This window comes from Kitasatospora sp. NPDC059817 (assembly GCF_042731835.1).
In the GTDB taxonomy this organism is placed as follows: Bacteria; Actinomycetota; Actinomycetes; order Streptomycetales; family Streptomycetaceae; genus Kitasatospora.
The window spans coordinates 32,051-53,054 of record NZ_JBHWIR010000030.1 but is presented as its reverse complement, the minus strand read 5'-3'; the positions used below and the strand labels follow the sequence as shown (position 1 = coordinate 53,054).

Here is a 21,004-nt window from a genome sequence, read left to right as displayed (position 1 = left end):
ACAACCGGAGGACAGCCCAGCAGGGCGTCAGTCAGTGGCAGAGCCACGACCACCAGGGACCCGGTTAGAACTATCAGTGTCAGTGGTATCGGCTAGGGTCGCGGCCATGATCGATTCGACGACGCGGGTCCGTATCGCCCGGCCCTCGCGCGACCTCGCGGCGGCCGAGCGCTTCTACGTCGGCGGCCTCGGCCTGGACGTGCTGTGGCGCACCACCGAGCGGGTGTCCGGCGAGCACGACCTGCTGATGGTCGGTCCGCCCGGCGGAGCCTGGCACTTCGAACTCACCCACGACCCGGAGAACCCGCTGGAGCCCACCCCGACGGTCGACGACCTTTTCGTCGTCTACCTCGGTGCGCCGGTGGACGACGCCCTGGTCGCCCGGCTGGAGGCCGCCGGTGGCACCCCGGTCCGGTCCCACAACCCCTACTGGGAGGAGTTCGGCGTGACGATATCCGACCCGGACGGCTACCGGCTGGTGCTCTGCTCCCGTGGCTGGGGGGCCTGAGCGCCTGTCCGGCCCCGTCCGGTCTCACCGCCCGTCCCGCCCTTGCCGTGCAGCACCGCCACGCCCCGGTCCAGGTCCACGCCGAAGTGCGGCGGCGCTCCGACCTGGGCGTCGTCCCGCAGCGTCAGCTGTTCCCGCCGCTGTTCGACCTGCACCCGCTTGCCCGGGCTGAACAGCGCCTGCAACTCCTCCAGCCCACCGCCCAGGCCCACCCCGGTGCTCCCGCCGCCCCGCCGCCAACGCCCCGACGACTCGCCCCGGATCTGCCACGTGATCAGGAGCACCAGCCCGATCACCGCCGCCGCCACGCACGCCACATCTACGATCACACCCATGTACGCCCAACGCCGGGCGGTCGCACCTGCGTTCCCCGCGGGCGCCGCGTCGGTGGCGGCGTCCACCCGCTAACCTGCCGCGCGAACCGAAGGAGACCCCTCACCATGACCGTGCGCGGAACCACCGTGGACATCCCGACGGCGGACGGCACCGCCGACGCCTACCTCGCCCACCCCGACGACGGGCGGGCCCACCCCGGCGTCATCCTCTACATGGACGCCTTCGGGCTCCGACCCCAGCTGAAGGACATGGCCGACCGGCTCGCCCAGGCCGGGTACGCCGTGCTGGTCCCCAACGCCTACTACCGGAACGGCCGCGCGCCGGTCGTCGAACTGCCGCCGCTGATCGACCTGGAGAAGGACCCGACGATCTTCGAACGGATCGGCCCGCTGCTCCTCAGCCTCACCCCCGAGGTGACCACCCGCGACGCGGACGCCTATCTGCGTTGGCTCGCCGACTCCCCGCTCGTCTCGGACGGCCCGGTCGGCCTCACCGGCTACTGCCGCGGTGCGTTGCTCGCCCTGTGGACGGCCGCCAGCCACCCCGACCGGATCGCCGCCATCGCCGGGTTCCACGGCGGCAACCTCGCCACCGATGCGCCGGACAGCCCGCACCTGGGCGCCTCCCGGATCACCGCCGAGGTGTACTTCGGCCACGCCGACGAGGATCCGTCCATGCCCGCCGAGCAGATCGAACGGCTCGCCGAGGCCTTCACCGCCGCCGGTGTCCGCCACCGGGAGGAGGTCTACCCGGGCGCCGCGCACGGCTACACCCAGGCCGACACCACCCGCTACGACGCCGTCGCCGACGCGCGCCACTGGGAGGCGGTGCTCGACCTGTTCAAGCGGACCCTGTCGGCCTGAGCCACCGGAGGGCCGGGGCGGCGGGCGCGGCGTGGCCCGGTCCGCCCCGGCCTGGTCCGTGCAGGCGCGGGCCGGTGACGGCCTTGCGCCACAGCACCTCCTCTTCGTCCTCCGGTCGCGCAACGGACGCGAGGTGTTCGGGTCGGCGTGGAGCCGGGCGGTCAGGGTCTGGTGCCTGACAGCGAGTCCGGGCCCGGCCGTCGGCTAGGCCGCCGGGCGTCGGGGAGGCGCCCGGGACTCGTGGCAGTGGTGAGTAACGAACCCGCGTCACCCGGCACCACAGGCCGGGACCGGGCGGACGGATCCAGGGGGGAGCCGAACGTGCAGAAGACAGAGAACAAGCAGAACGCGCAGGAACCGTGGGGCACGCAGGACACGCAGGACACGCGGGCCATGCGGGACGTGCAGGACGCCATCGGGCAGGCGCTGGCCGAGCGCGTCCCCGGCGGGGTCCGGCAGGGCGAACTCGACCGTGGCGGGCGGGCATTGCGCTGGGTGGAGGCGGGGCGCGGCGGTCCGCCGGTGGTCCTGCTCGCGGGCTGCGGCACCTCGTCGCTGACCTGGGCGCCGGTGTTGCCCGAACTGGCCGCGCACAGCCGGGTCGTGGCGTACGACCGGGCCGGGCTCGGTGCCAGTGACCCCGATCGCGTCTCCGGCCCGTCGCTGGAGTCCCCGACCGGGGACCTGGCGGCCCTGGTGGAGCACCTCGGCGCCGGCCCGGCCGTCCTGGTCGGGCACAGCTGGGGCGGCCAGCTGGCCCAACTCCTCGCCTGGCGGCGCCCGGAACTGGTGGCAGGCCTGGTCCTGGTGGACCCGGCGCACGAGGAGTTCCAGCCACCGGCCATCCGCGCCGCCGAGGCCGTCCTGTTGCGGGTGGGGCTACTCCGGGCGGCCTTGACGCCCGCCGCCCGCCGTGCCGGGGGAACTGTCGCGAGGGCCGAGGCCGCCGTCGAGGCACACCGCCACCAGCGGCTGACCGTCCTCGACGAGAACCGGCTGACGGCCCTCGCGGTCTCCGAGCTCCGGCAGCGGCGCGCGGCCGCGCGGCTGCCCGACGTGCCGGTGACCGTGCTGAGCGCGACCGACGGCCTGCCGGGGGCGATGCGTGCCCGCTGGACCGTCCTCCAGTCACACGTCGTCGCCAGCGCCGCCAAGGGTCGCACATCGTCGTGCGCGGCGCCGGCCACCACGTCCACGCCGACCACCCGCAGGCCGTCGCCGCCGCCGTCCTGGAGGTGGTCGAGCACGCCCGGCAGGGCCGGGACAGCTGACGGCGGGGCCCTCAACCCCTGGCCGGACAGTGCCTGCTGACCGTTCGACCCCCTCTGGCACACTGGGGGGCCGAACGGCCCGCTGGGGAGGGTCATGACACACATGGGGGCGGGAGTATGAGGGGTCCGGGCGCCGTGCTCGGCGGGCGGTACACGCTGGTCGAGCGGATCGGCGGCGGGGGGATGGGTACGGTCTGGCGGGCCGACGACACGGTGCTGGCGCGGCCGGTGGCCGTCAAGATCCTGCACTCGGCGCTGTTCGAGGACGACACCTTCATCCAGCGCTTCCGCCGGGAGGCCCAACTGGTCGCCGCGATCGACCACCCGGCCGTCGTGGACGTCCACGACTACGGTGAGAGCGGCGGCGGTGCCGAGGGCCGGGAGGGCGGCGAAGGCGGTGGTGCCGGGGACCGCTGCGCCTACATCGTCATGGAACTGGTCGACGGCCGGCCGTTGGACCGGGTGCTCGCCGAGGAGGGCCCGATGCCTCCCGAGCGCGCCCTCGGTCTGGTCGCCGCCGCGCTGGACGGCCTGCACGCCGCCCACCGCCGGGAGATCGTGCACCGGGACCTCAAGCCGTCCAACCTGATGGTGCGTATGGACGGCCGGGTGACCATCACCGACTTCGGCATCGCCCGGGCGATCGCCAGCACCAAGATCACCGCCTCGCACGCGATCGTAGGCACCGCCCTCTACATGGCCCCCGAGCAGGCCGAGGGGACGGGCACCGGGCCGGCCTCCGACCTCTACTCGATCGGCGTGGTCTGCTTCGAACTGCTCACCGGGAAGCCGCCGTTCGTCGGCGAGAGCGTGTTGGAGGTCGCGCTCAAGCACGTCCGCCAGCCGGCGCCGGAGCTGCCGGGGGCCTTCCCGGCGGCGGTTCGAGAGCTGGTCGCGAAGGCGCTGGAGAAGAAGCCGGAGGACCGGTTCGCCGACGCCGCCGAGATGGCGGCCGCGGCCCGGGCGGCGATCGGCGCGGAGGACGCGGGCGCTGCGGCGGGTGCGGCCGGAGCCCCGGCCGACACCGGGACGGTCGACCTCAGAGCTGCGGCGGCCGGGGGAGCGGCTGCGGGTGAAGAGGCCGGGGGCGGAGCGCCCGGGGGTGCCGGCGGGGCGAAGGCCGGTGCCGTGGTGCCGGTCGCGGACGGCGCCGACCAGCCCGCGTCGGGCGAGCGCCCGGCGTCGGGTGACGGCCCCGTGTCGGACGAGGTCGCGAAGGTGGGGCCGCAGCCGGTGACCGAGCCGGGCAAGCGCCGGTCACGTCGCGCACTGCTGGTGCCGGTGATCGTCCCCGTGGTCATCTCGATGGGCACGGCGACCGTCCTGCTGGTGGACCGCGGCCCCGGCCGGTCGGACGCGGCCGAGCCGCCCGCCGCCCAGCCGACCGTCGTCGTGACGGCCCCGGTGACCCCGGGCACGGGCACCCCGGCGGCCCCGGCCACGACGCCGCCCGCCACGCCGACACCTTCCGACACCCCGGTCGCGGCCCCGGCCGCCGACCAGCAGCCGAGCACCCAGAACCAGCCGGGCGCGCCCGTCCAGGCCCCCGCGCCGGGCGGCAACGGAGGCGCGGCGAGCCGGGGCACCGGCGCGGGCGCGGCAGGCGGCGGCAACGCGGCTGGTGGCGGCGGGGCTTCGGGCGGTGCCTCAGGCGGTTCCGCCGGCGGTTCTGCGGGAGGTGTCTCGGGCGGTTCCGCCGGCGGGGCTTCGGGCGGTCAGTCCAACCAGTCCGCCGGCGGTTCTGCGGGAGGTGTCTCGGGCGGTTCCGCCGGCGGGGCTTCGGGCGGTCAGTCCAACCAGTCCGGCGGCGGGGGCGGGGGTGGGGGCGGCGCGGCAAACCAGCCCGCCAACCCCAATCCCAACCCGCAGCCCCCGGCCCAGAACGCGGCCGGTGGCTCCCCCGCCGGGGGCGGCTCCCCGTCAGGCGGCGGTTCTCCCTCGGGCGGCGGCAACCCGCCGGCCCCGCAGACCCCCACCCGGCCGCCGTCGTGCGGCGGCACCTCCTGGACCACCATCGTCAACGTGAAGGACGGCCGCCCGATCGGGATGGCCCGCGACGAACTGAGCGGCGACAACCCGATCGTGGTCGGCGGCGCGTCCCAGTACGGCTGGGTGCGGGCGACCAACCCCGGCTCCTGGATCAGTTTCAACGCCTGCAACAGCGGCGGGCCGCTGCTCGTCCAGACCATGGACGGCAAGGTCACCCTGAGCGGAGGCTTCAGCTTCCTGACCAACTGGACGGTGCGCAGCGGGTCCGCCCAGGGCTCCTACACGCTGGCCGACTACCAGAACCACAGCTGCATGACCGACAACGGCCCGGGGAACGCGGTCACCATGGTGACCTGCACCCCTGGCAACACGGCCCAGGAATGGCGGTTCCAGTGACAGCGACCGACGGAGCCGACGACGGCGTGGTCCTCTACTGGCGTCCGCTGTGCACGTTCTGCATGAACCTGCGCCTGGCGCTGCTCTTCACGCGCCTGCGCTACAGCCGGCGGTTCACCATGGTGAACATTTGGAAGGACCCGGACGCCGCCGCCTTCGTCCGCTCGGTCGCGGACGGCAACGAGACCGTGCCGACCGTCACCGTGGCCGGGCGACCGATGGTGAACCCGTCGATCCGCCAACTGCTCGCGGCGGTCCGGGAGTACGCGCCGGACGTGCTCCCGGGGAGGCCTCGCTGACCGGTCCGGGCGAGGAGCGGCACCCCTGCGCCCTCCCAACCCCGACCTCGTTGCCGTTGCCGTTGCCGCTGCCGCTTCTGCGACCGGACGGGCCCGGCGCCGGCGGCGGTTGAGCGCGTGTGCCGACCCGGCCCGGGTGTCCGTACGGGCAGGTCGCCCGGGAGTCGGGGCGGGCGAGCGGGGCGCCGCGGGAGCCGGGCGCCATCGCAGCCGCCGGTGGAGCAGGGGCAGTTGTGGGACACGGGGCCTTGTCGGCTCCGGTGCACCCCCGGGCATCGCGCTCAACTCACCGACTGCACTGAGGAGTCGGGCGAACACAAGGTTCGGTGGCGCTAGCAGATGGCCCGGCGGCGGGCAAGGGTGGCAGGTGGCGGGACCTCGCCAAGCGGATGTCAAGATTCCGTATGGGAAGTTCTACAGGGATGTAAAAGTCGATTCCGGCCCGCTCGGCTCCGCGCACCGAATCGACGTTCGACGGTCGATCGGACATCGGCGCAGGCGGTCGGCCGTGGTTCGGGTGGGAACCCACTGCAAGGCGCGGTGAATTACCCCGTTTTGCCCACCACTTGAGAGCCCCGGCGAGCTGGCGGGACCTGGCCAATCGCTGAAGTAGACCTGTCAATTCACCTGCTGGATTGTCATGCTTTTGGACAGCCCCGGCGGTAGCCCCCACCCCCACCCCTTGGTGGCTCGCCGCTCGACCGCCCGGGGTTTCAGCACGTCAGCGCCCATTCCGCCCCACAGGTGCCGACCCCGGCCCCCGGAACGCGGCGCGACCGCGTCCACACGCGGTTTCCCGGAAGGACTCGCACGTGAAGCGAAAGCTCGCAGCTGTCGCCGTACTGTCGGCCACCGCCCTGCTGACCGGTGTGATCCAGGTGAGCACCGCCGCCCAGGCCAGCCCCGTCGCCGGCCTCCAGGCCCAGGCCGACCACCAGCACGCGGCCGTGCTCGCGCTGGCCGGCGGCCAGTCCGGCCCGCTCGCCAAGGCCCTCGCCCTCGGCGAGAAGGAGCGGCTCGTCGCCAAGGACGCCGTGGTCGACAAGGACGGCACCCGGCACCTGCGCTTCGAGCGCACCTACGCCGGCCTGCCGGTGCTCGGCGGTGACCTGGTCGTCCACCAGAAGGCCAACGGCTCGGTCAAGTCGGTCGACAAGGCGGTCTCCGCCAAGCTCGCGCTGCCGAGCCTGACCCCGCAGATCCCGGCCGACCAGGCCGCCACGCAGGCCACCGGCGCGGTCAAGGCCACCGTCGGGGTCACCCTCGACGCCGACGAGTCCCCGCTGGCCGACGTGCACCAGACCGGCAAGGCCGAACTGGTCGTCTGGGCGACCGACGGCAACCCGCGCCTGGCCTACCGGACCACCGTCGAGGGCGTGCGCGCCGACGGCACTCCGAGCAACCAGGTGCTCGTCACCGACGCCGCCACCGGCAAGGTGCTGTCCACCCACGAGAAGATCCAGACCGCCGCCGGCACCGGCAAGGGCGTCTTCGTCGGCCAGGTGCCGCTCACCACCGCGCAGAGCGGCTCCAGCTACTCGCTGAAGGACGACAGCCGCGGCGGCCAGTCCACCACCGACATGAGCAACGGAACCGCCGGCAACGGCTCGCTGTTCGCCAACACCTCCAACAACTTCGGCGACGGCACTGCCAGTAACCGCGAATCCGCCGCGGTGGACGCCCAGTTCGGCGCGGCCACCACGTGGGACTTCTACAAGAACACCTTCGGCCGCAACGGCATCCGCAACGACGGTGTCGGCGCCGCGAGCCGCGTCCACTACGGCTCCAACTACGTCAACGCCTTCTGGGACGACAGCTGCTTCTGCATGTCCTACGGCGACGGCAACGGCGACGCCGCCCCGCTCACCGAGATCGACGTGGCCGGCCACGAGATGAGCCACGGCGTCACCGCCGCCACGGCGAACCTCAACTACGCGGGCGAGTCCGGCGGCCTCAACGAGGCCACCTCCGACATCATGGGCACGATGGTCGAGTGGTACGCCAACCTGCCCTCCAACCCGCCGAACTACTGGATCGGCGAGCTGATCAACCTGAACGGCAACGGCACCCCGCTGCGCTACATGGACCAGCCCAGCAAGGACGGCCAGTCCGCCGACTCCTGGTCCGCCGACGTGGGCAACCTCGACGTGCACTACTCGTCGGGCGTGGCGAACCACTTCTTCTACCTGCTGTCGGAGGGCAGCGGCGCGAAGAGCATCAACGGGTTCGACTACAACAGCCCGACGGCCGACGGCTCCTCGCTCGCGGGCATCGGCCGGGACAAGGCCGCGCAGATCTGGTACCGCGCGCTGACCGTCTACTTCACCTCCACCACCGACTACGCGGGCGCCCGGGCGGGCACCCTCAGCGCGGCGGCGGACCTGTACGGCAACGGCAGCGCCGAGTACAACGCGGTCGCGGCCACCTGGACGGCGGTCAACGTCAACTGACAACCGCCTGAGTGGGCCCTGCCGAATCGTGGGTGCCGGCCGGCAGGGCCGCACGGCGGAGGCGACGGTGTGCGGACCACCGTCGCCCCCGCCGTCATGTGCGCGGGGCGCGGCGCACGGGCGCGGCGATGCGGGGTTGGGCGCCGGAACCGCCAGGCCGACCGTCGGACCGACCTTTGGTTGGAGCGGTTGGAGCGGTCGGAGCGGTCGGAGCGGTTGGAGCGGTCGGAATACGGCGGCGGTAGCGCTGTTCGGTCGCGGTGCACGCGGCGAGCAGCAGGGCGGCCGCCGCCGCGGCCGCGGTGATCGCGAACGGCGCGGCGGCCGCGAAGTGCGTGGTCGCCCAGCCGCCCAGGAAGGTGCCGGCCGACTGAGCCAGGATCAGCGCGCTGACCAGCGCCGCCATCGCCTCGCCCAGCCGGACGGCCGGCACCGTCCGCTCGACCAGGCCGAACATCGTGATCATCTGCGGTGCGACCGCCACCCCGAGGAGGCCCACGGCGGCGGTCAGGCTCCACAGGCTCCCGGCGGAGACGAGCAGGACGCAGGTGGCGGCGAACGGCAGCACCGTGCCCGCCCGCAACCGGGACGCCAACTCCCACCGGGCGGGCAGGCCCGCGGCGGCGATCCCGGCCAGGGAACTGGTGAACCCGATGAAGCCGTACAGCAGTCCGGCGGCGCCCGGCCGGCCCAGGGCCTCCGTGGTGGCGGTCACCCCGACCTGCACCGAGCCGAAACACGCGCCCAGCAGCGCCATCCCGGCCAGCAGCAGGACGTAGGGCACGGTGAGCAGCCGCTCGGCGGAGCGGGCCGGGGACTTCGGGATGCCGGGGAGGCCGTCGGGTGCAGCGCGAACAGGGTCGCGCAGACGCCGGACAGCACGGCCGCCACGAGCAGGCCGACGGCGGGGGAGGAGACGGTGGCGAGGACTCCGACCAGTGCGGGCCCGGCGGTGAAACCGACCTCGTCGACGATCCCGTCCAGCGACAGCATGACGGAGGTCAACTCCGTTTCACCAGCGGCCAATCGGACCCACCGGCTGCGCGACAGCGGGCCGACCAGCGGGACGGACAGGCCGACCACGGCGGCAGGCGCGAGCTGCCAGCCGAGGGCCGACCCGCGTTGCGAGGCGGCCACCAGCGCCACCAGTGCCGTCGCGTTGACCAGCGCGGCGACCAGCCCGACCGTCCGCTGCCCGCGGCGGTCCGCCAGTCGACCCACCAGCGGACCGCCGACCGCTTGGCCGACCGCCAGCGCACCGGCGACCAGGGAGCCGCGCCACACGCTGTCGGTGTTCCGGCTCACCAGCAGCAGGGTGCCGATCGGGCTCATCGCGTTCGGCAGCCGACCGAGCAGCGACCACAGCAGCACCCGGCCGCCGGTCAGTTGCGCTGCTGTACGGAACTTCACGACCACGGACATCGGTACGCCCCCACACGGAGCCGGTGCGGGCGCCCGCCTCCCGCCACCGGCCCGACCAGGCGACAGCGACCTGCGGGTGAGCCTCGACGGTAGGGGCGCGTCCGGGGGGTGGGTAATCGGTCGATCGACCAGTGGCGGCGGGGGCGGGGGCGGGGCGGGGTTGGAGGAGTGGACAGCGGGCGAGGCGTGAGAGGCCGCGGCGAACAGATGACAGATAACAGATTTCAACATCTGTTATCTGTTATCTGTCGGCCGTCATCTGTTCGCCGTCGTCTGTCGGGTGTCCGCCGCCGTCGGTCCGTGCGCCGCCGTCGGTCCGTGCGCTGCCGAGCGCGCTCAGGTCGCGAGGTCCTTCCGGATCTGGTCCAGGATCAAGCCGGCCCCGGTGTAGCCGATCCCGAGCATCCACAGGTTGTCGTCGACCCGGAACACCCGGCCGGTGCGGACGGCGTCCAGGTTCTTCCACAGTGCGCCATCGGTGATCCTGCCCTGGTCGGACTTGGCCGCGTCCCCGTAGACCGAGTAGAAGATGACGTCGGCCGCCGCCTGGTCCACCTGCTCGGGGCTGATCTCGACCGAGAACCCGGGCTTGTCCTGGTTGGCGGGCCGGCCGAGCCCGAGGTCTTTGAACAGCGAGCCGACGAAGGTGCCGTTGAGGTACAGCCTGGTCGGCGCGCCCGCGAGGAAACGAGCCATCTCGACCCGGGTGGCGGCGGCCTTGGCCGGGCCGCCGAGTGCGGTGACGAGGTCCCGAGCCTTCGTCCGGTACGCCGCGTCGGCCGCTTCGGCTTCGGCCTGCCGGCCCATCGCCTCGGCGTGCAGCCGGACGTTCTCCTTCCAGGTGGGCCCGGTGGTCTTGGACAGTACGGTCGGCGCGATCTTCGCCAGTTCGTCGTACCGCTTGTCGTCGCGCACCTGGTTGCTCAGGATGAGGTCCGGCCGCAGCGCCGCGATCGCCTCCAGGTTGGGCTGCCCGATGGCGCCGACGGCCTTCGTCGCGGCCAGCCGTTCGGCGGGCAGGTAGGCGGGGAAGGGCGCACCCTCGGTGACGGTGGTCGCGCCGACCGGCGTGAGCCCGAGAGTGACCACCGAGTCCAACGCATCGGTGTCCAGCGCCACCACCCGGGTGGCCCGGGCCGGTACGGTGCTCTCGCCGCGAGCGTGCCGGACGGTCCGTGGGCCAGCCCCGCTGGATCTGCCGGAACTGCCTGGCTCGCCGGACCCGCCGGTCGAACCGGCGGACGGTGCTGGCGAGTTCGGGCCGCAGGCGGCGAGTGTGAGGCCAGGGGCGAGCCCGGCGGCGAGGCCGAGCGCGGCGCGGCGACTGAGCGGTCTGGGCATCGGCGGTTCCTCCAACGGGCGTGCAGGGCGCGGGAATCCCTGCCCTCCCGTTGGAGGGGTTACGCCTCGGTGTCGTTCTCCCGTCGCTGGCGCAGCAGTTCGTCGTACTCGGCGGGCACCCGCCGGTCCATCGCGAGGGCGAACTGCGCGTCGATGACCGTACGGGCCAGCGGCCGCACCCGCAGGATGCGTTCGGTGAGCCGGGCCGCCTCGCCGGGCGGCAGCGGGGCGTCGGCGGCGAGGGCGCCGAGCAGGTGCTCGCCGACCACGTCGATGAAGATCTCGGCGATGGCTTCCACGTGCTCCTGGGTGCGCCGGCTGGCGTCCAGCACCACGGAGAGCGGTACGCCCTCGGCGACGAGTGCGGTGGTGGCGTCCATCAGGCGGCGGCTGATGTGGGTGATCCCGTCGTCGTCGATCGTGATGTAGCCCTGGGCGATCGACTCGGCGGTGTTCTCCTCGGTGAGCTGGTCGTTGAAGACGGTCTTGAGTTCGTCCCAGTCCAGGCGCACCGGGGTCTCGTCCGACCAGGGGGCGACGATCGCGGCCTCCAGCCCGATCAGCTCGGCGACGTCCCGCCCGCTCTCGCCGGCGCCGATCAGTTCGGCGATGCCGCCCAGGGTGTGGCCGCGGTCCAGCAGTTCGCCGATCATCCGCAGCCGGGCCAGGTGCTCCTCGCCGTACCAGGCGATCCGGCCCTCCTTGCGCGGTGGCTGGAGCAGTTTGCGCTCGCGGTAGAAGCGCAGCGTCCGGCTGGTGATGCCGGCCGCCTCGGCCAGTTCCTCCACCCGGTACTCGCGTTTTCCGTCACCCGCAGCAGCTCTGACCTTGTCCACGGCGATCAGCATAGGTCCGCCACCTCCGAAGGCTCCCGGAATCCGGGTGGCCGCGCTTCTTCCATCCGGTGTCAGCAAGGGCTACCCTGCCAATCATGCCAGTGATTACTGGCGCGATTGGCGAGGCTTCGATGCCAGTTGTCGGGGGAGCTCTCTCGGCAGTACGGCAAGGCAGTACGGCAGGGCAAGTACGCAAGGCAGGACGGCAAGGCGGCGCGCAGGGCAGTGCGCAGAGCATCATGCAGGGCAGCACCAGAGCGATACCGCGGCGTCACCCGGGCGCGTCAGGGCAACATCAGGGCAGCGCCAGGGCGGTACGAGAGCAGTCGAGCACAGTACGAGCACGGCGCCGTCGGCGCGCCAGGGTCCGTGCCAGGAGGCGCGGCACGAGCGGGCGCCACGGTACGGCAGCGCGAAGATCATCGCCCCACCCTCAGGAGGAGGCCGCATGGCATCCAGCAGCAAGCGCCCCCGCTCCGGCACGTCCGGTGCCCCCGCGGCGGACGAGGCCGTCCCGCACGTGCGGGTGGCGGTGATCGGTTCCGGCTTCGGCGGTCTCGGCGCCGCGGTCCGGCTGCGCCGCGCCGGGATCACCGACTTCGTCGTCCTGGAGCGCGCGGACTCGGTCGGCGGCACCTGGCGCGACAACAGCTACCCCGGCTGCGCCTGCGACGTGCCCTCGCACCTCTACTCCTTCTCCTTCGCGCCCAACCCCGCGTGGCCGCGCAGCTTCTCCGGCCAGCCGGACATCCGCGCCTACCTGGAGAAGGTCGCCACCGTCTTCGGCCTCCGTCCGCATCTTCGGTTCAACACCGAATTTCTGGAGGCGCGTTGGGAGGTCGATCAGGTCCGCTGGCGGATCACCACCTCGGCCGGCCAGTGGACTGCGGACGCCGTGGTCTCCGCCGCCGGACCGCTGGCCGACCCGCAGATCCCCGACCTGCCGGGGCTCGGCGCCTTCCCCGGCAAGGTGTTCCACTCCTCCCGCTGGGACCACGACTACGACCTGACCGGCAAGCGGGTCGCGATCGTCGGCACCGGAGCCTCCGCCGCCCAGATCATCCCGTCGATCCAGCCGAAGGTCGGCAAGTTGACGGTCTTCCAGCGCACGCCCGCCTGGGTCCTGCCGCGCCGGGACCGCGAGATCAGCCAGCTGGAGAAGTGGCTGCACGACCGCGTACCGGTCACCGGGAAGATCCGCCGCGGCACCCTGTTCGCCCTCCGGGAGCTCCAGGTGGACGCCTTCGTGCGCCGCCCGGGAATGCTGCGGGTGGTCCAGCAACTCGCCGAACGCCACCTCGCCCAGGGCGTTCCCGACCCGGCCCTGCGCGCCAAGCTCACCCCGGACTACCGGATCGGCTGCAAGCGCATCCTGCTCAGCAACACCTACTACCCGGCGCTCGCCGCGGCCAACACCGAGGTGGTCGCCTCCGGCCTGCGCGAACTGCGCGGCTCCACCCTGCTCGCCGCCGACGGCAGTGAGCACGAGGTCGACGCCATCGTCTTCGGCACCGGCTTCCACGTCACCGACATGCCCATCGGGGCCCGGGTGTTCGGCGCCAACGGCACCAGCCTGGCGGAGGAGTGGAAGGACGGCATGGAGGCGCTGCGCGGCTCGGCCGTGCACGGCTTCCCGAACCTGTTCTTCGTGATCGGCCCCAACACCGGCCTCGGCAACAGCTCGATGATCCTGATGATCGAGTCCCAACTTAACTACCTGATCGACGCGTTGACCACACTCGGGTCGATCGGTGCCACCGCGATGCAGCCCACCGCCCGGGCCCAGCGGCAGTGGAACCTCGAACTCCAGCACCGGATGGACCGCACCGTCTGGACCACCGGCGGCTGCCGCAGCTGGTACCTGGATCCGAACGGCAAGAACACCGTGCTCTGGCCCGGCTCCACCACCGCGTTCCGCCGCGCCACCCGCAAGGTCGACCTCGGCGAGTACGAACTGATCATGCGCGCCGGTCAGGACGCCGCCCCTGCCGTGCAGGAGGTGTCCGCATGAGCGCCGCCGAGCTGCCCGCCGAGTACGTCCCGCCGACGCCTGTCGAGGAGTTGAGCATCCGATCGGCGGACGGGATCCGGCTGCACGCCGAGGTGCACGGCCAGCCCGGGGCGCCCACCGTCGTGCTCGCCCACGGCTGGACCTGCTCAACCGCCTTCTGGGCACCGGTGATCCGCCAACTCGCCGACCGTTACCGAGTGGTGGCGTACGACCAGCGCGGCCACGGGCACAGCGAGATCCCGCCGAGCCGGGTTCGCTACTCCACCAGGGCGTTGGCCGAGGACCTCTCCGCCGTCCTCGCCCGGACCGTCCCGGCGGGGGAGAAGGCCGTGCTCGCCGGGCACAGCATGGGCGGGATGACCATCATGGCCGCCGGCGGCCGCCCGGAGATCGCCGACCGGACCGCCGCCGCCGTCCTGGTCTCCACCGGGCCGGGGGAGCTGGTGGCCGAACTCACCGTGCTGCCCGAGGCGGTGCGTTCCCCGGGGCTGCGCCGCTTCCTGAACCGCCAGCTGCTGCGCTCCCGGCTGCCGCTCGGACCGGTCTCGCCGGTCAGCCGTGTCGCGCTCAAGTACGCGACCATGGGCCCGGGTTCGTCCGCCGGGCAGGTGGAGGCGACGGCCCGGATCGTGCACGCCTGCCCGACCGCCGTCCGCGCCAACTGGGCGGGCGTCCTCGACCGTCTGGACGTCCACGCCGGGCTCGCCCGGCTCGCCGCACCGACCGCCGTCGTGGTCGGCACCGCGGACCGGCTGACCCCGCCGGTGCACGCACACCGGATCGTTGCCGAACTCGCCGACCCGCAGGGGCTGTTGCTGCTTCCTGGGGTTGGGCACATGGCGCCGCTGGAGCGGCCGGTGGAGGTCGCGGCCGAGATCCACCGCTTGGCCGCCGCGTACCTGTCCGCCGCGCCCGCTTCCGTCTCCGCTCCTGCCTCCTCCACCTCTGCCTCCTCCACCTCTGCGCCCGTTTCCGAGAGGACCGCCGCCGCATGAACGCCATCCCGCCGTTGTCCGCGCAGGTCGTCGTCGTCACCGGGGCCGCCCGCGGGGTCGGGGCTTCGCTCGCTCGCACGCTCGCCCGGCGCGGGGCCAAGGTCGCCCTCCTGGGGCTGGAGCCGGACGAGCTCAAGGCCGTCGCGGCGCAGTGCGGCGCGGCCGCGACCAGTTGGGAGGTGGACGTCACCGACCTCGACGCGCTCGGCGACGCCGCCCGCCGGATCAAGGAGCACTACGGCCGGATCGACACCGTGGTCGCCAACGCCGGCATCGCCATCGGCGGGCCGGTGGCGGACAGCGATCACCGGGCGTTCAGCCGGGTGATCGAGGTCAACCTGCTCGGCAGCGTCGCCACGGCCAGGGCCTTCCTGCCCGCCCTCGTCGAGAGCCGGGGCTACCTGCTGCAGATCGCCTCGCTCGCCGCGCTCACTCCCGCGCCGCTGATGAGCGCGTACTGCGCCAGCAAGTCCGGGGTGGAGGCCTTCGCCCACTCGCTCCGCGCCGAGGTCGCCTACCAGGGGGTCAAGGTCGGTGTGGGGTACCTGAGTTGGACCGACACCGACATGGTGCGCGGCGCCGACGAGGACACCGTGCTCAAGCAGATGCGGACCAGGCTGCCGTGGCCGGCCAACAAGACCTACCCGCTGGAGCCCGCGGTGGAGCGGATCACCGCCGGCATTGCCCGGCGGTCCGCCCACGTCTACGCGCAGGCCTGGCTGCGCGGCATGCAGCCGGTCCGCTGGCTGCTGCCGAGCCTGATCGCGGCTGTTGGTTCGCGCGACGTCGCCCGGATCGCGCCCCAGCTCGCCGCCACCGCCGCCTCCCGGTTGCGCGCAGTCGGTGCCGGCGGGGCTGCGGACACGGCGGTGCGAGGCGGTCGGAGCGGCGCCGTCGACTGACGGCCGTCGACTGACAGCTGACAGATTTCAACTGACAGATAACAGATAACAGATTTCAACAGCTGTTATCTGTCAGTTGTTCGTCCGCCTGGCCGTCCGTCCGCCCGCCCGTCACTCCATCCACTCCTCCGCCGTCCCCCGCGCGATCCGCGCCAGCGTCTCCAGTGCTTGCGCCAGCACGGGCAGCGGCGGCGAGGCCAGGGCGACCCGGACGGCGGACGGGGAACGCCGGGGGTCGGCGGCGAACGCCGCCGCGGGTGTGACGGCGATGCTCGCCCGCGCCGCCACCGCGACGAAGGTCTCCGCCCGCCAGGCCGCCGGCAGCTCCCACCACAGGTAGTACGAGCAGGGGTCGGCCCGGACGCGCTGCCCCGCCAGCGCCTCGCGCGCCAGCAGCTGACGCGCGACGGCGTCGGCGCGCTTGGCCGCCGCGACCTCGGCCACGGTGCCGTCCCCGATCCAGCGCACGGCCGCCTCCAGGGCGAACCCGCTGGGCGTCCAGCCGCCCGAGCGCAGTGCGCCCGCGATCCGTTCGCGCAGCGCGGCGGGGACGACCGCGAACCCGGTGGTCAGCCCGGGCGCGAGCCGCTTGGAGAGGCTGTCGACGAGGACGGTGCGTTCCGGTGCGAGGCTGGCGAGGGCGGTCCGCTCCGGGCGGAGGAAGGACCAGATCGCGTCCTCGACGGCCGGCAGGTCGAGGCGGCGCAGCTCCTCGGCGAGGGCGGCCGTCCGCTCGTACGGCAGGCTCCCGCCGAGCGGGTTCTGCAGCCTCGGCTGGACGTAGACGGCGCGCAGCGGCGCGGCCCGGTGGGCGGCGGCCACGGCGTCGGGCAGCAGTCCGTGCTCGTCGACGGCCAGTGGCACGAGCGTGATGCCCAGTCGCTGGGCGACGGCCTTGACCACCGGATAGGTCAGCGCCTCCACCCCCAGCCGGTGGCCGGGCGGCACCAGCGCGGACAGTGCCGCGGCGATGGCCTGCCGTCCGTTGCCCGCGAACAGCAGCTCCTCCCCGGCGATCTCCGGGGTGACCTCCCGGGACCCGCCCGTCCGATCCCCGGCCGTCCGATCCCCAGCCGTCTGATCCCCGGCCGTCCGATCCCCAGCCGTCTGATCCCCGGCCGTCCGATCCCCGGCCGACGGGTCCCCGCCCGCCCGGTCCCCGCCCGTCCGGCGTTCGTCGGACAGCAGTGCCGCGAACGCCTGCCGGGCCGCGCCCGTCCCGGCCGCGCCCACCGGCGCGAGTGCGGCACCCAGCGCGTCCGCCCGGAGCAGCGGTGCCAGTCCGGCGGCCAGGAGTGCGGCCTGCTCGGGGACGGCGGGGTAGTTGAGTTCCAGGTCCACCGGCGCGCCGGCCGGTTCGGCGAGTGCCACCTGCCCGCCGGTTGCCCCGCCGCCGGCCCCCTGTCCGGCCCGGACGAAGGTGCCGCGCCCGACCTCCCCGGTGGTCAGTCCGCGCAGGGTCAGTTCCCGGTAGACGCGCCCCGCCGTGGAGTTGGCGATGCCCCGGCTGCGGGCGAAGGCGCGCTGGGTGGGCAGTTGCTGGCCGGGTCGCAGCCGCCCGCCGGTGATGGCGTCGGCGATCTCGTCGGCGATCAGGCGGTAGTCGTCCATCGGCGGGACCCCTCCACGCAAGGTGATGGCATTGCACGGCATCGCATCGGCATTGCACCGAGTGCAAAGTCATCATTGCATTGAGATCGACGCCGGGCCTAGCCTCCTCGCATGGAAGCACTGACCCCCGCCGCTCCCGTCGTATCCGCCTCGTTCGACCTGCCCGCCGCATCCGCCCTGTCCGCCGTGGGCGGGCACGCCGTGCTCGGGATCGCCGCCGTGGCGCTCGGGATGGTGCTGACACCGGGGCCCAACATGATCTACCTGGTCTCCCGGTCGATCGCCCAGGGCCGCCGCGCCGGGCTGCTGTCGCTGATCGGGGTCGCGGCCGGCTTCCTGGTCTACCTGGCCGCGGTAACGGCGGGCGTGGCCGCCGTGTTCTCGGTGGTGCCCGCCCTCTACACCGCGATCAAGCTGGCCGGCGCCGGCTACCTGCTGTGGCTGGCCTGGAAGGCCGTCCGGCCGGGCGGTACGGCGGTGTTCGCCCCGCAGGAGCTGCCGCCGGACCCGCCGCGCCGACTGTTCGCCATGGGCTTCCTGACCTGCCTGCTCAACCCCAAGATCGCCATCATGTACATCTCGCTGCTGCCCCAGTTCGTGGCGCCCGAGCGCGGTCACGTCGCGGTGCAGAGCCTGGTGCTGGGGCTGACCCAGATCGTGGTGGCGGTCACCGTCAACGGGCTGATCGCGGTGAGCGCGGGCGGCATCGCGTCCTTCCTCAACCGCCGTCCCGCCTGGCTGCGGTTCCAGCGCTATGCGATGGGGACGGTCCTCGGCGGCCTCGCCGTCCACATCGCCGCCGACCGCGCCAAAGCCGTGGCAGCCTAGGGCCGCCCGCCGCCCGCCGCCCGCCGCCCGCCGCCTGGGCCGCAGCGCCGCACCCCCCAGGTCGGCTCCTAAGCCGTCCGCAGCACCTCGTACGCCGCCTGTAGGAACCGCCCGTCCAACGACGGCCCGGTGTTGGCCAGGGCCGCCACCGCGGCCGACGCCTGGGGCGAGAAGCCGACGAAGGCGGTGAACCCCCGGGTCGCCCCGGCGTGGAAGTACAGGTCGCGCCCGCCCGGGCGGCGGTGGTTCCACACCAGGCACAGCTCGTCCGTCGAGCGCGGCAGCCGCAGCCGCGGCCGCTGGACCTCGCGCAGCGCGGCCGCCAACTCGCCGTGGCCGCCGTCGAGATGCGCCCTCAGGTAGCGCAGCAGGTCGGCCCCGCTCGCCCGGAGCGCGCCGGCCCCCGGCAGTCCGGGGATGCGCCAGGGCGGAAGTTCCTGTCCGCGCCGGTACCCGACCGCCCGCCCCGGCGGGTCCGCCGTACAGGTGGTGGCACCGAGGCCCAGCGGTCGGAGGACCCGTTCGGAGAGCAGTTCCCCGTAGGGCAACCCGCCAGTCTCGGCGAGTGCCCGCCCGAGCAGCGCGACGCCGTAGTTGGAGTACCGGTACCGACTGCCGGGCCTGCACCGTACGGTGGTTCGGGCCAATCCGGCCCTCAACTGCTCGTCCCCGAAGGCGGCGTACGGATTGCTGAACCAGGTCGGCACGGCGCGCGCGGCCAGTCCGGGTGGCAGTCGGGGCAGGCCCGAGGTGTGGGTGGCCAGGTGTAGTAGCCGGATCGGCACGGCGCGCGCGGCCAGTCCGGGTGGCAGTCGGGGCAGGCCCGAGGTGTGGGTGGCCAGGTGTAGTAGCCGGATCGGCTCGGGGGAGCGGACGGTCACCGGGCGCCAGCAGTCCGGCAGGCGGTGTTCGACCGTGTCGTGCAGGGAGACGTCTCCGCGCGCGGCCATCTGTGCCAGCAGCAGCGCGGTGAAGGTCTTGCTGACGGAACCGAGTTCGAAGACGGTGTCCGGCGAGCATGCGGCCGTCCGCCCGTGCCCGAGCCGCCCGTGGCAGCGCACCTCCTCCGCGTCCCCGCGCGTGACGGCCACGGTGACGGCGGTGGCGTACGGTCCGGCCGCGCGCACCGCCTCCGCGACCGCCGGACCCAGCCCGTTCACGCGAGCGCCGCGGTGGCCCCGAGTGCCCGGGCGAGCGTGATGCCACCGGCCACCACCGCGACGACGGCGGTGTGCTGGTGGTCCTGGAACGCCCGCTCGCGGTCCTCGTCGACCGGGTCGGTGTCGCGCGGCAGCAGGCCGTCCTCGTGCTGGGCGGCGGCCAGCGCGTCCCAGCCCTGCCGTCCGGTGGCCGGTTCGCCGATGCAGGCGTCGACCACGAGGAGTTCGGCGGCGAGATCCCACTGGCCGATCTCCAGCCAGACGTCGAGCCAGGCCGGCAGCCAGTCGCGCACGTGGTCGCGCATCGGCTCCGGCAGGCCGTCCGGGCGGGCGCCCCAGTCCGTGAGGTGGAAGACGGTGTGGGTGATGTCGTAGCCGGTCATCCAGTTGACGGCCCACGGTTCGGGCGTGGCGCCCAGCCAGGTACCGGCGGCGAGTGCGGTCCAGTCAGGCTGGTGGGCGAGCCCGACGACCCGTCGGGCGTTGGCGACCCCCAGGCGCCGGTTGGGGTGGATCTCCTCGGCGTGCGCGGCCCGCAGCCGGCTGAGCGAATCGAGCAGTTCCTCCAGCGCGGGGTGGCGGTAGCCGGCCCGGGCGAAGTGGGCGTAGGTCTCCAGCGGGTCGGTCATGGTGAAGTGGCGCAGCTGCCGCTCGTACAGCAGGTCGCCCTCGCGCAGTTGCTCCCAGGCGTGGTCGAGCAGCGCGCGTGCGGTGCGGGCCTCGGTGGGCCCGGTGACGCCGTCGCGCAGGATCAGCGAAGCGGCCAGCGCGATCTCGCCGAGCGGCTTGTAGGCGTCGTCGGGGTCGGAGAGGTCGACCACGGTGTTGTCCGGGATCCGGCCGAGGCCGTCGGCGTGGGAGGCGTGCAGCCAGGCCAGCGCGCGGGAGGCGAGCCGCTGCGCGGTGGCGAGGACGTGGGTGTCGGTCATCGGACCCGGCTCCGTCGGTCGGTCGGCGGACGGGAGGAACGGTCGAGCATCCGACGGGCGACGGCCAGCTCAAGTCCGGTGCGGGCGCTGCCGTTACCGGCCAGCCGGATGCGTTCCAGGACGGGCTCGACCTCCAGCCGCAGCGGCCGGCCTTCGGCACCGGCCCAGGCGAGCCAGCGGGCGAGCCGGGCGGCGGTGGGGAGGTCGCGACGCAGCATGGAGCGGACGGTGCCGCGGGCAAGGGCCAGGGTGTGCGCGCGGGCGGTGTCGTGCACCGGGCCGTCGAGCCCGGGCAGCGCCAGGACGGACAGCTGCGCCATCCGTACCGACCAGGTCTGCCAGCCGACGGCCTCCGGGCCCGGAGGCGGCACGGGCGGTGGGGCACCGGTTCCGTACGGCGTGCGGGCGAGCACCTGCTCGGCCGCCCAGTCCTGCCATGCGATCACCAGCGCGGCGTCGGCCGAGAACGCTGCCGAGTCCAGTGCCGAGTCCGGTGCCGGGTCCGGTGCCGGAAAGGCCTGCCGGGCCTCGGCCAGCAATACGGCGGTGGGCCCGTCGGGCGCGGCCCCGGTGAGTAGTTGCGGGGCGAAGAGGTCTGCGCCGAGCACCCGCAGTGCGGCCAGGGTCGGGCGCGGTACGGCGCCGTCCGGGTCCGCGAGCGCGGCTGCGCCCCCGTCACCCCGGAGGGCGTCGAGGGTCCGGCGCGCCACCCGTTCGACGGCTGCGGCGTACTCGTCGCGCAGTGGCGTCTCGGCGAAGGGCATCGGCGGTGTTCCTCCTGGTCGGGGAGCCCCCGGCGGGCGGCCTCGCGGGAGTGGGCTCGCGGGCGCGGGTTCACGAGAACGGGCTCACGAGCC

The 21,004-nt window shown here is 73.6% G+C and carries 19 protein-coding genes; 10 read left to right on the top strand and 9 right to left on the bottom strand.

Annotated elements, in window-relative coordinates:
• The first annotated feature begins 106 nt into the window (after window positions 1–106).
• Window positions 107–508 carry a VOC family protein gene (locus ACFV61_RS09480; RefSeq protein WP_380426634.1) on the top strand — a complete coding sequence of 134 codons (402 nt, stop codon included), beginning with the start codon at window positions 107–109 and terminating at the stop codon, window positions 506–508.
• On the opposite strand, the gene ACFV61_RS09475 is transcribed toward ACFV61_RS09480, so the two are convergent.
• The gene (locus ACFV61_RS09475; protein ID WP_380490921.1) at window positions 469–843 is read right to left on the bottom strand and encodes a DUF6191 domain-containing protein; all 375 of its coding nucleotides are present in this window, start codon (window positions 841–843) and stop codon (window positions 469–471) included. The genes ACFV61_RS09480 and ACFV61_RS09475 overlap by 40 nt on opposite strands.
• Before the next feature lie 105 nt (window positions 844–948).
• On the opposite strand from ACFV61_RS09475, the gene ACFV61_RS09470 reads away from it, so the two are divergent.
• The 5 genes from ACFV61_RS09470 (at window position 949) to ACFV61_RS09450 (ending at window position 8,112) form a co-directional block, all read left to right on the top strand.
• Window positions 949–1,707, top strand: a complete 759-nt coding sequence (locus ACFV61_RS09470; RefSeq protein WP_380490919.1) for a dienelactone hydrolase family protein — start codon at window positions 949–951, stop codon at window positions 1,705–1,707.
• 321 nt (window positions 1,708–2,028) lie between these two features.
• Window positions 2,029–3,018, top strand: coding sequence for an alpha/beta fold hydrolase (locus ACFV61_RS09465; RefSeq protein WP_380490917.1), 990 nt, complete (start codon window positions 2,029–2,031; stop codon window positions 3,016–3,018).
• 77 nt (window positions 3,019–3,095) lie between these two features.
• The gene (locus ACFV61_RS09460; RefSeq protein WP_380490915.1) at window positions 3,096–5,363 is read left to right on the top strand and encodes a serine/threonine-protein kinase; all 2,268 of its coding nucleotides are present in this window, start codon (window positions 3,096–3,098) and stop codon (window positions 5,361–5,363) included.
• The gene (locus ACFV61_RS09455) at window positions 5,360–5,662 is read left to right on the top strand and encodes a glutaredoxin domain-containing protein (protein WP_279634944.1); all 303 of its coding nucleotides are present in this window, start codon (window positions 5,360–5,362) and stop codon (window positions 5,660–5,662) included. The genes ACFV61_RS09460 and ACFV61_RS09455 overlap by 4 nt, the downstream gene beginning before the upstream one ends.
• Window positions 5,663–6,474: 812 nt before the next feature.
• Window positions 6,475–8,112: a M4 family metallopeptidase gene (locus ACFV61_RS09450; protein WP_380490913.1), complete on the top strand. Its 1,638-nt coding sequence runs from the start codon at window positions 6,475–6,477 to the stop codon at window positions 8,110–8,112.
• Window positions 8,113–8,206: 94 nt separating this feature from the next.
• Here ACFV61_RS09450 and ACFV61_RS09445 read toward each other — a convergent pair whose 3' ends face one another.
• From ACFV61_RS09445 to ACFV61_RS09430, 4 genes are all read right to left on the bottom strand, one after another.
• Complete coding sequence (locus ACFV61_RS09445; protein WP_380490911.1) at window positions 8,207–8,896, bottom strand: MFS transporter; 690 nt, start codon at window positions 8,894–8,896, stop codon at window positions 8,207–8,209.
• Window positions 8,824–9,534, bottom strand: a complete 711-nt coding sequence (locus tag ACFV61_RS09440) for an MFS transporter (RefSeq protein ID WP_380490910.1) — start codon at window positions 9,532–9,534, stop codon at window positions 8,824–8,826. Before ACFV61_RS09440 ends, ACFV61_RS09445 begins: the two co-directional genes overlap by 73 nt.
• A 336-nt stretch (window positions 9,535–9,870) precedes the next feature.
• Window positions 9,871–10,875: an ABC transporter substrate-binding protein gene (locus tag ACFV61_RS09435; protein ID WP_380490908.1), complete on the bottom strand. Its 1,005-nt coding sequence runs from the start codon at window positions 10,873–10,875 to the stop codon at window positions 9,871–9,873.
• Between the two features lie 59 nt (window positions 10,876–10,934).
• Window positions 10,935–11,723, bottom strand: a complete 789-nt coding sequence (locus ACFV61_RS09430) for a MerR family transcriptional regulator (RefSeq protein ID WP_063349958.1) — start codon at window positions 11,721–11,723, stop codon at window positions 10,935–10,937.
• 436 nt (window positions 11,724–12,159) lie between these two features.
• Between ACFV61_RS09430 and ACFV61_RS09425 the strand changes: the two genes are divergently transcribed.
• From ACFV61_RS09425 to ACFV61_RS09415, 3 genes are read left to right on the top strand one after another with little or no spacing between them, the layout of a single operon-like run.
• The gene (locus ACFV61_RS09425; RefSeq protein WP_380490906.1) at window positions 12,160–13,722 is read left to right on the top strand and encodes a flavin-containing monooxygenase; all 1,563 of its coding nucleotides are present in this window, start codon (window positions 12,160–12,162) and stop codon (window positions 13,720–13,722) included.
• Window positions 13,719–14,717, top strand: a complete 999-nt coding sequence (locus ACFV61_RS09420) for an alpha/beta fold hydrolase (RefSeq protein ID WP_380425471.1) — start codon at window positions 13,719–13,721, stop codon at window positions 14,715–14,717. Before ACFV61_RS09425 ends, ACFV61_RS09420 begins: the two co-directional genes overlap by 4 nt.
• A complete protein-coding gene (locus ACFV61_RS09415) occupies window positions 14,714–15,619 on the top strand; it encodes an SDR family oxidoreductase (protein ID WP_380425469.1) in 906 nt (301 codons plus the stop codon). The genes ACFV61_RS09420 and ACFV61_RS09415 overlap by 4 nt, the downstream gene beginning before the upstream one ends.
• Window positions 15,620–15,730: 111 nt before the next feature.
• On the opposite strand, the gene ACFV61_RS09410 is transcribed toward ACFV61_RS09415, so the two are convergent.
• A complete protein-coding gene (locus ACFV61_RS09410; RefSeq protein ID WP_380490904.1) occupies window positions 15,731–17,230 on the bottom strand; it encodes a PLP-dependent aminotransferase family protein in 1,500 nt (499 codons plus the stop codon).
• 231 nt (window positions 17,231–17,461) lie between these two features.
• Between ACFV61_RS09410 and ACFV61_RS09405 the strand changes: the two genes are divergently transcribed.
• Window positions 17,462–18,058, top strand: a complete 597-nt coding sequence (locus ACFV61_RS09405) for a LysE family translocator (protein ID WP_063351529.1) — start codon at window positions 17,462–17,464, stop codon at window positions 18,056–18,058.
• Between the two features lie 68 nt (window positions 18,059–18,126).
• Here the strand turns inward: ACFV61_RS09405 and ACFV61_RS09400 are convergent, their stop codons facing one another.
• Genes ACFV61_RS09400 through ACFV61_RS09390 form a run of 3 tightly spaced genes read right to left on the bottom strand, consistent with a single transcriptional unit; the run spans window position 18,127 to window position 20,911 of the window.
• Window positions 18,127–19,218 carry a serine hydrolase domain-containing protein gene (locus tag ACFV61_RS09400; RefSeq protein WP_380490902.1) on the bottom strand — a complete coding sequence of 364 codons (1,092 nt, stop codon included), beginning with the start codon at window positions 19,216–19,218 and terminating at the stop codon, window positions 18,127–18,129.
• Entirely contained in the window at window positions 19,215–20,147 is a 933-nt protein-coding gene (locus tag ACFV61_RS09395) for a DUF6895 family protein (protein ID WP_380425463.1), read from the bottom strand. Before ACFV61_RS09395 ends, ACFV61_RS09400 begins: the two co-directional genes overlap by 4 nt.
• Complete coding sequence (locus ACFV61_RS09390; RefSeq protein WP_380490900.1) at window positions 20,144–20,911, bottom strand: hypothetical protein; 768 nt, start codon at window positions 20,909–20,911, stop codon at window positions 20,144–20,146. Before ACFV61_RS09390 ends, ACFV61_RS09395 begins: the two co-directional genes overlap by 4 nt.
• Window positions 20,912–21,004 lie beyond the last annotated feature (93 nt).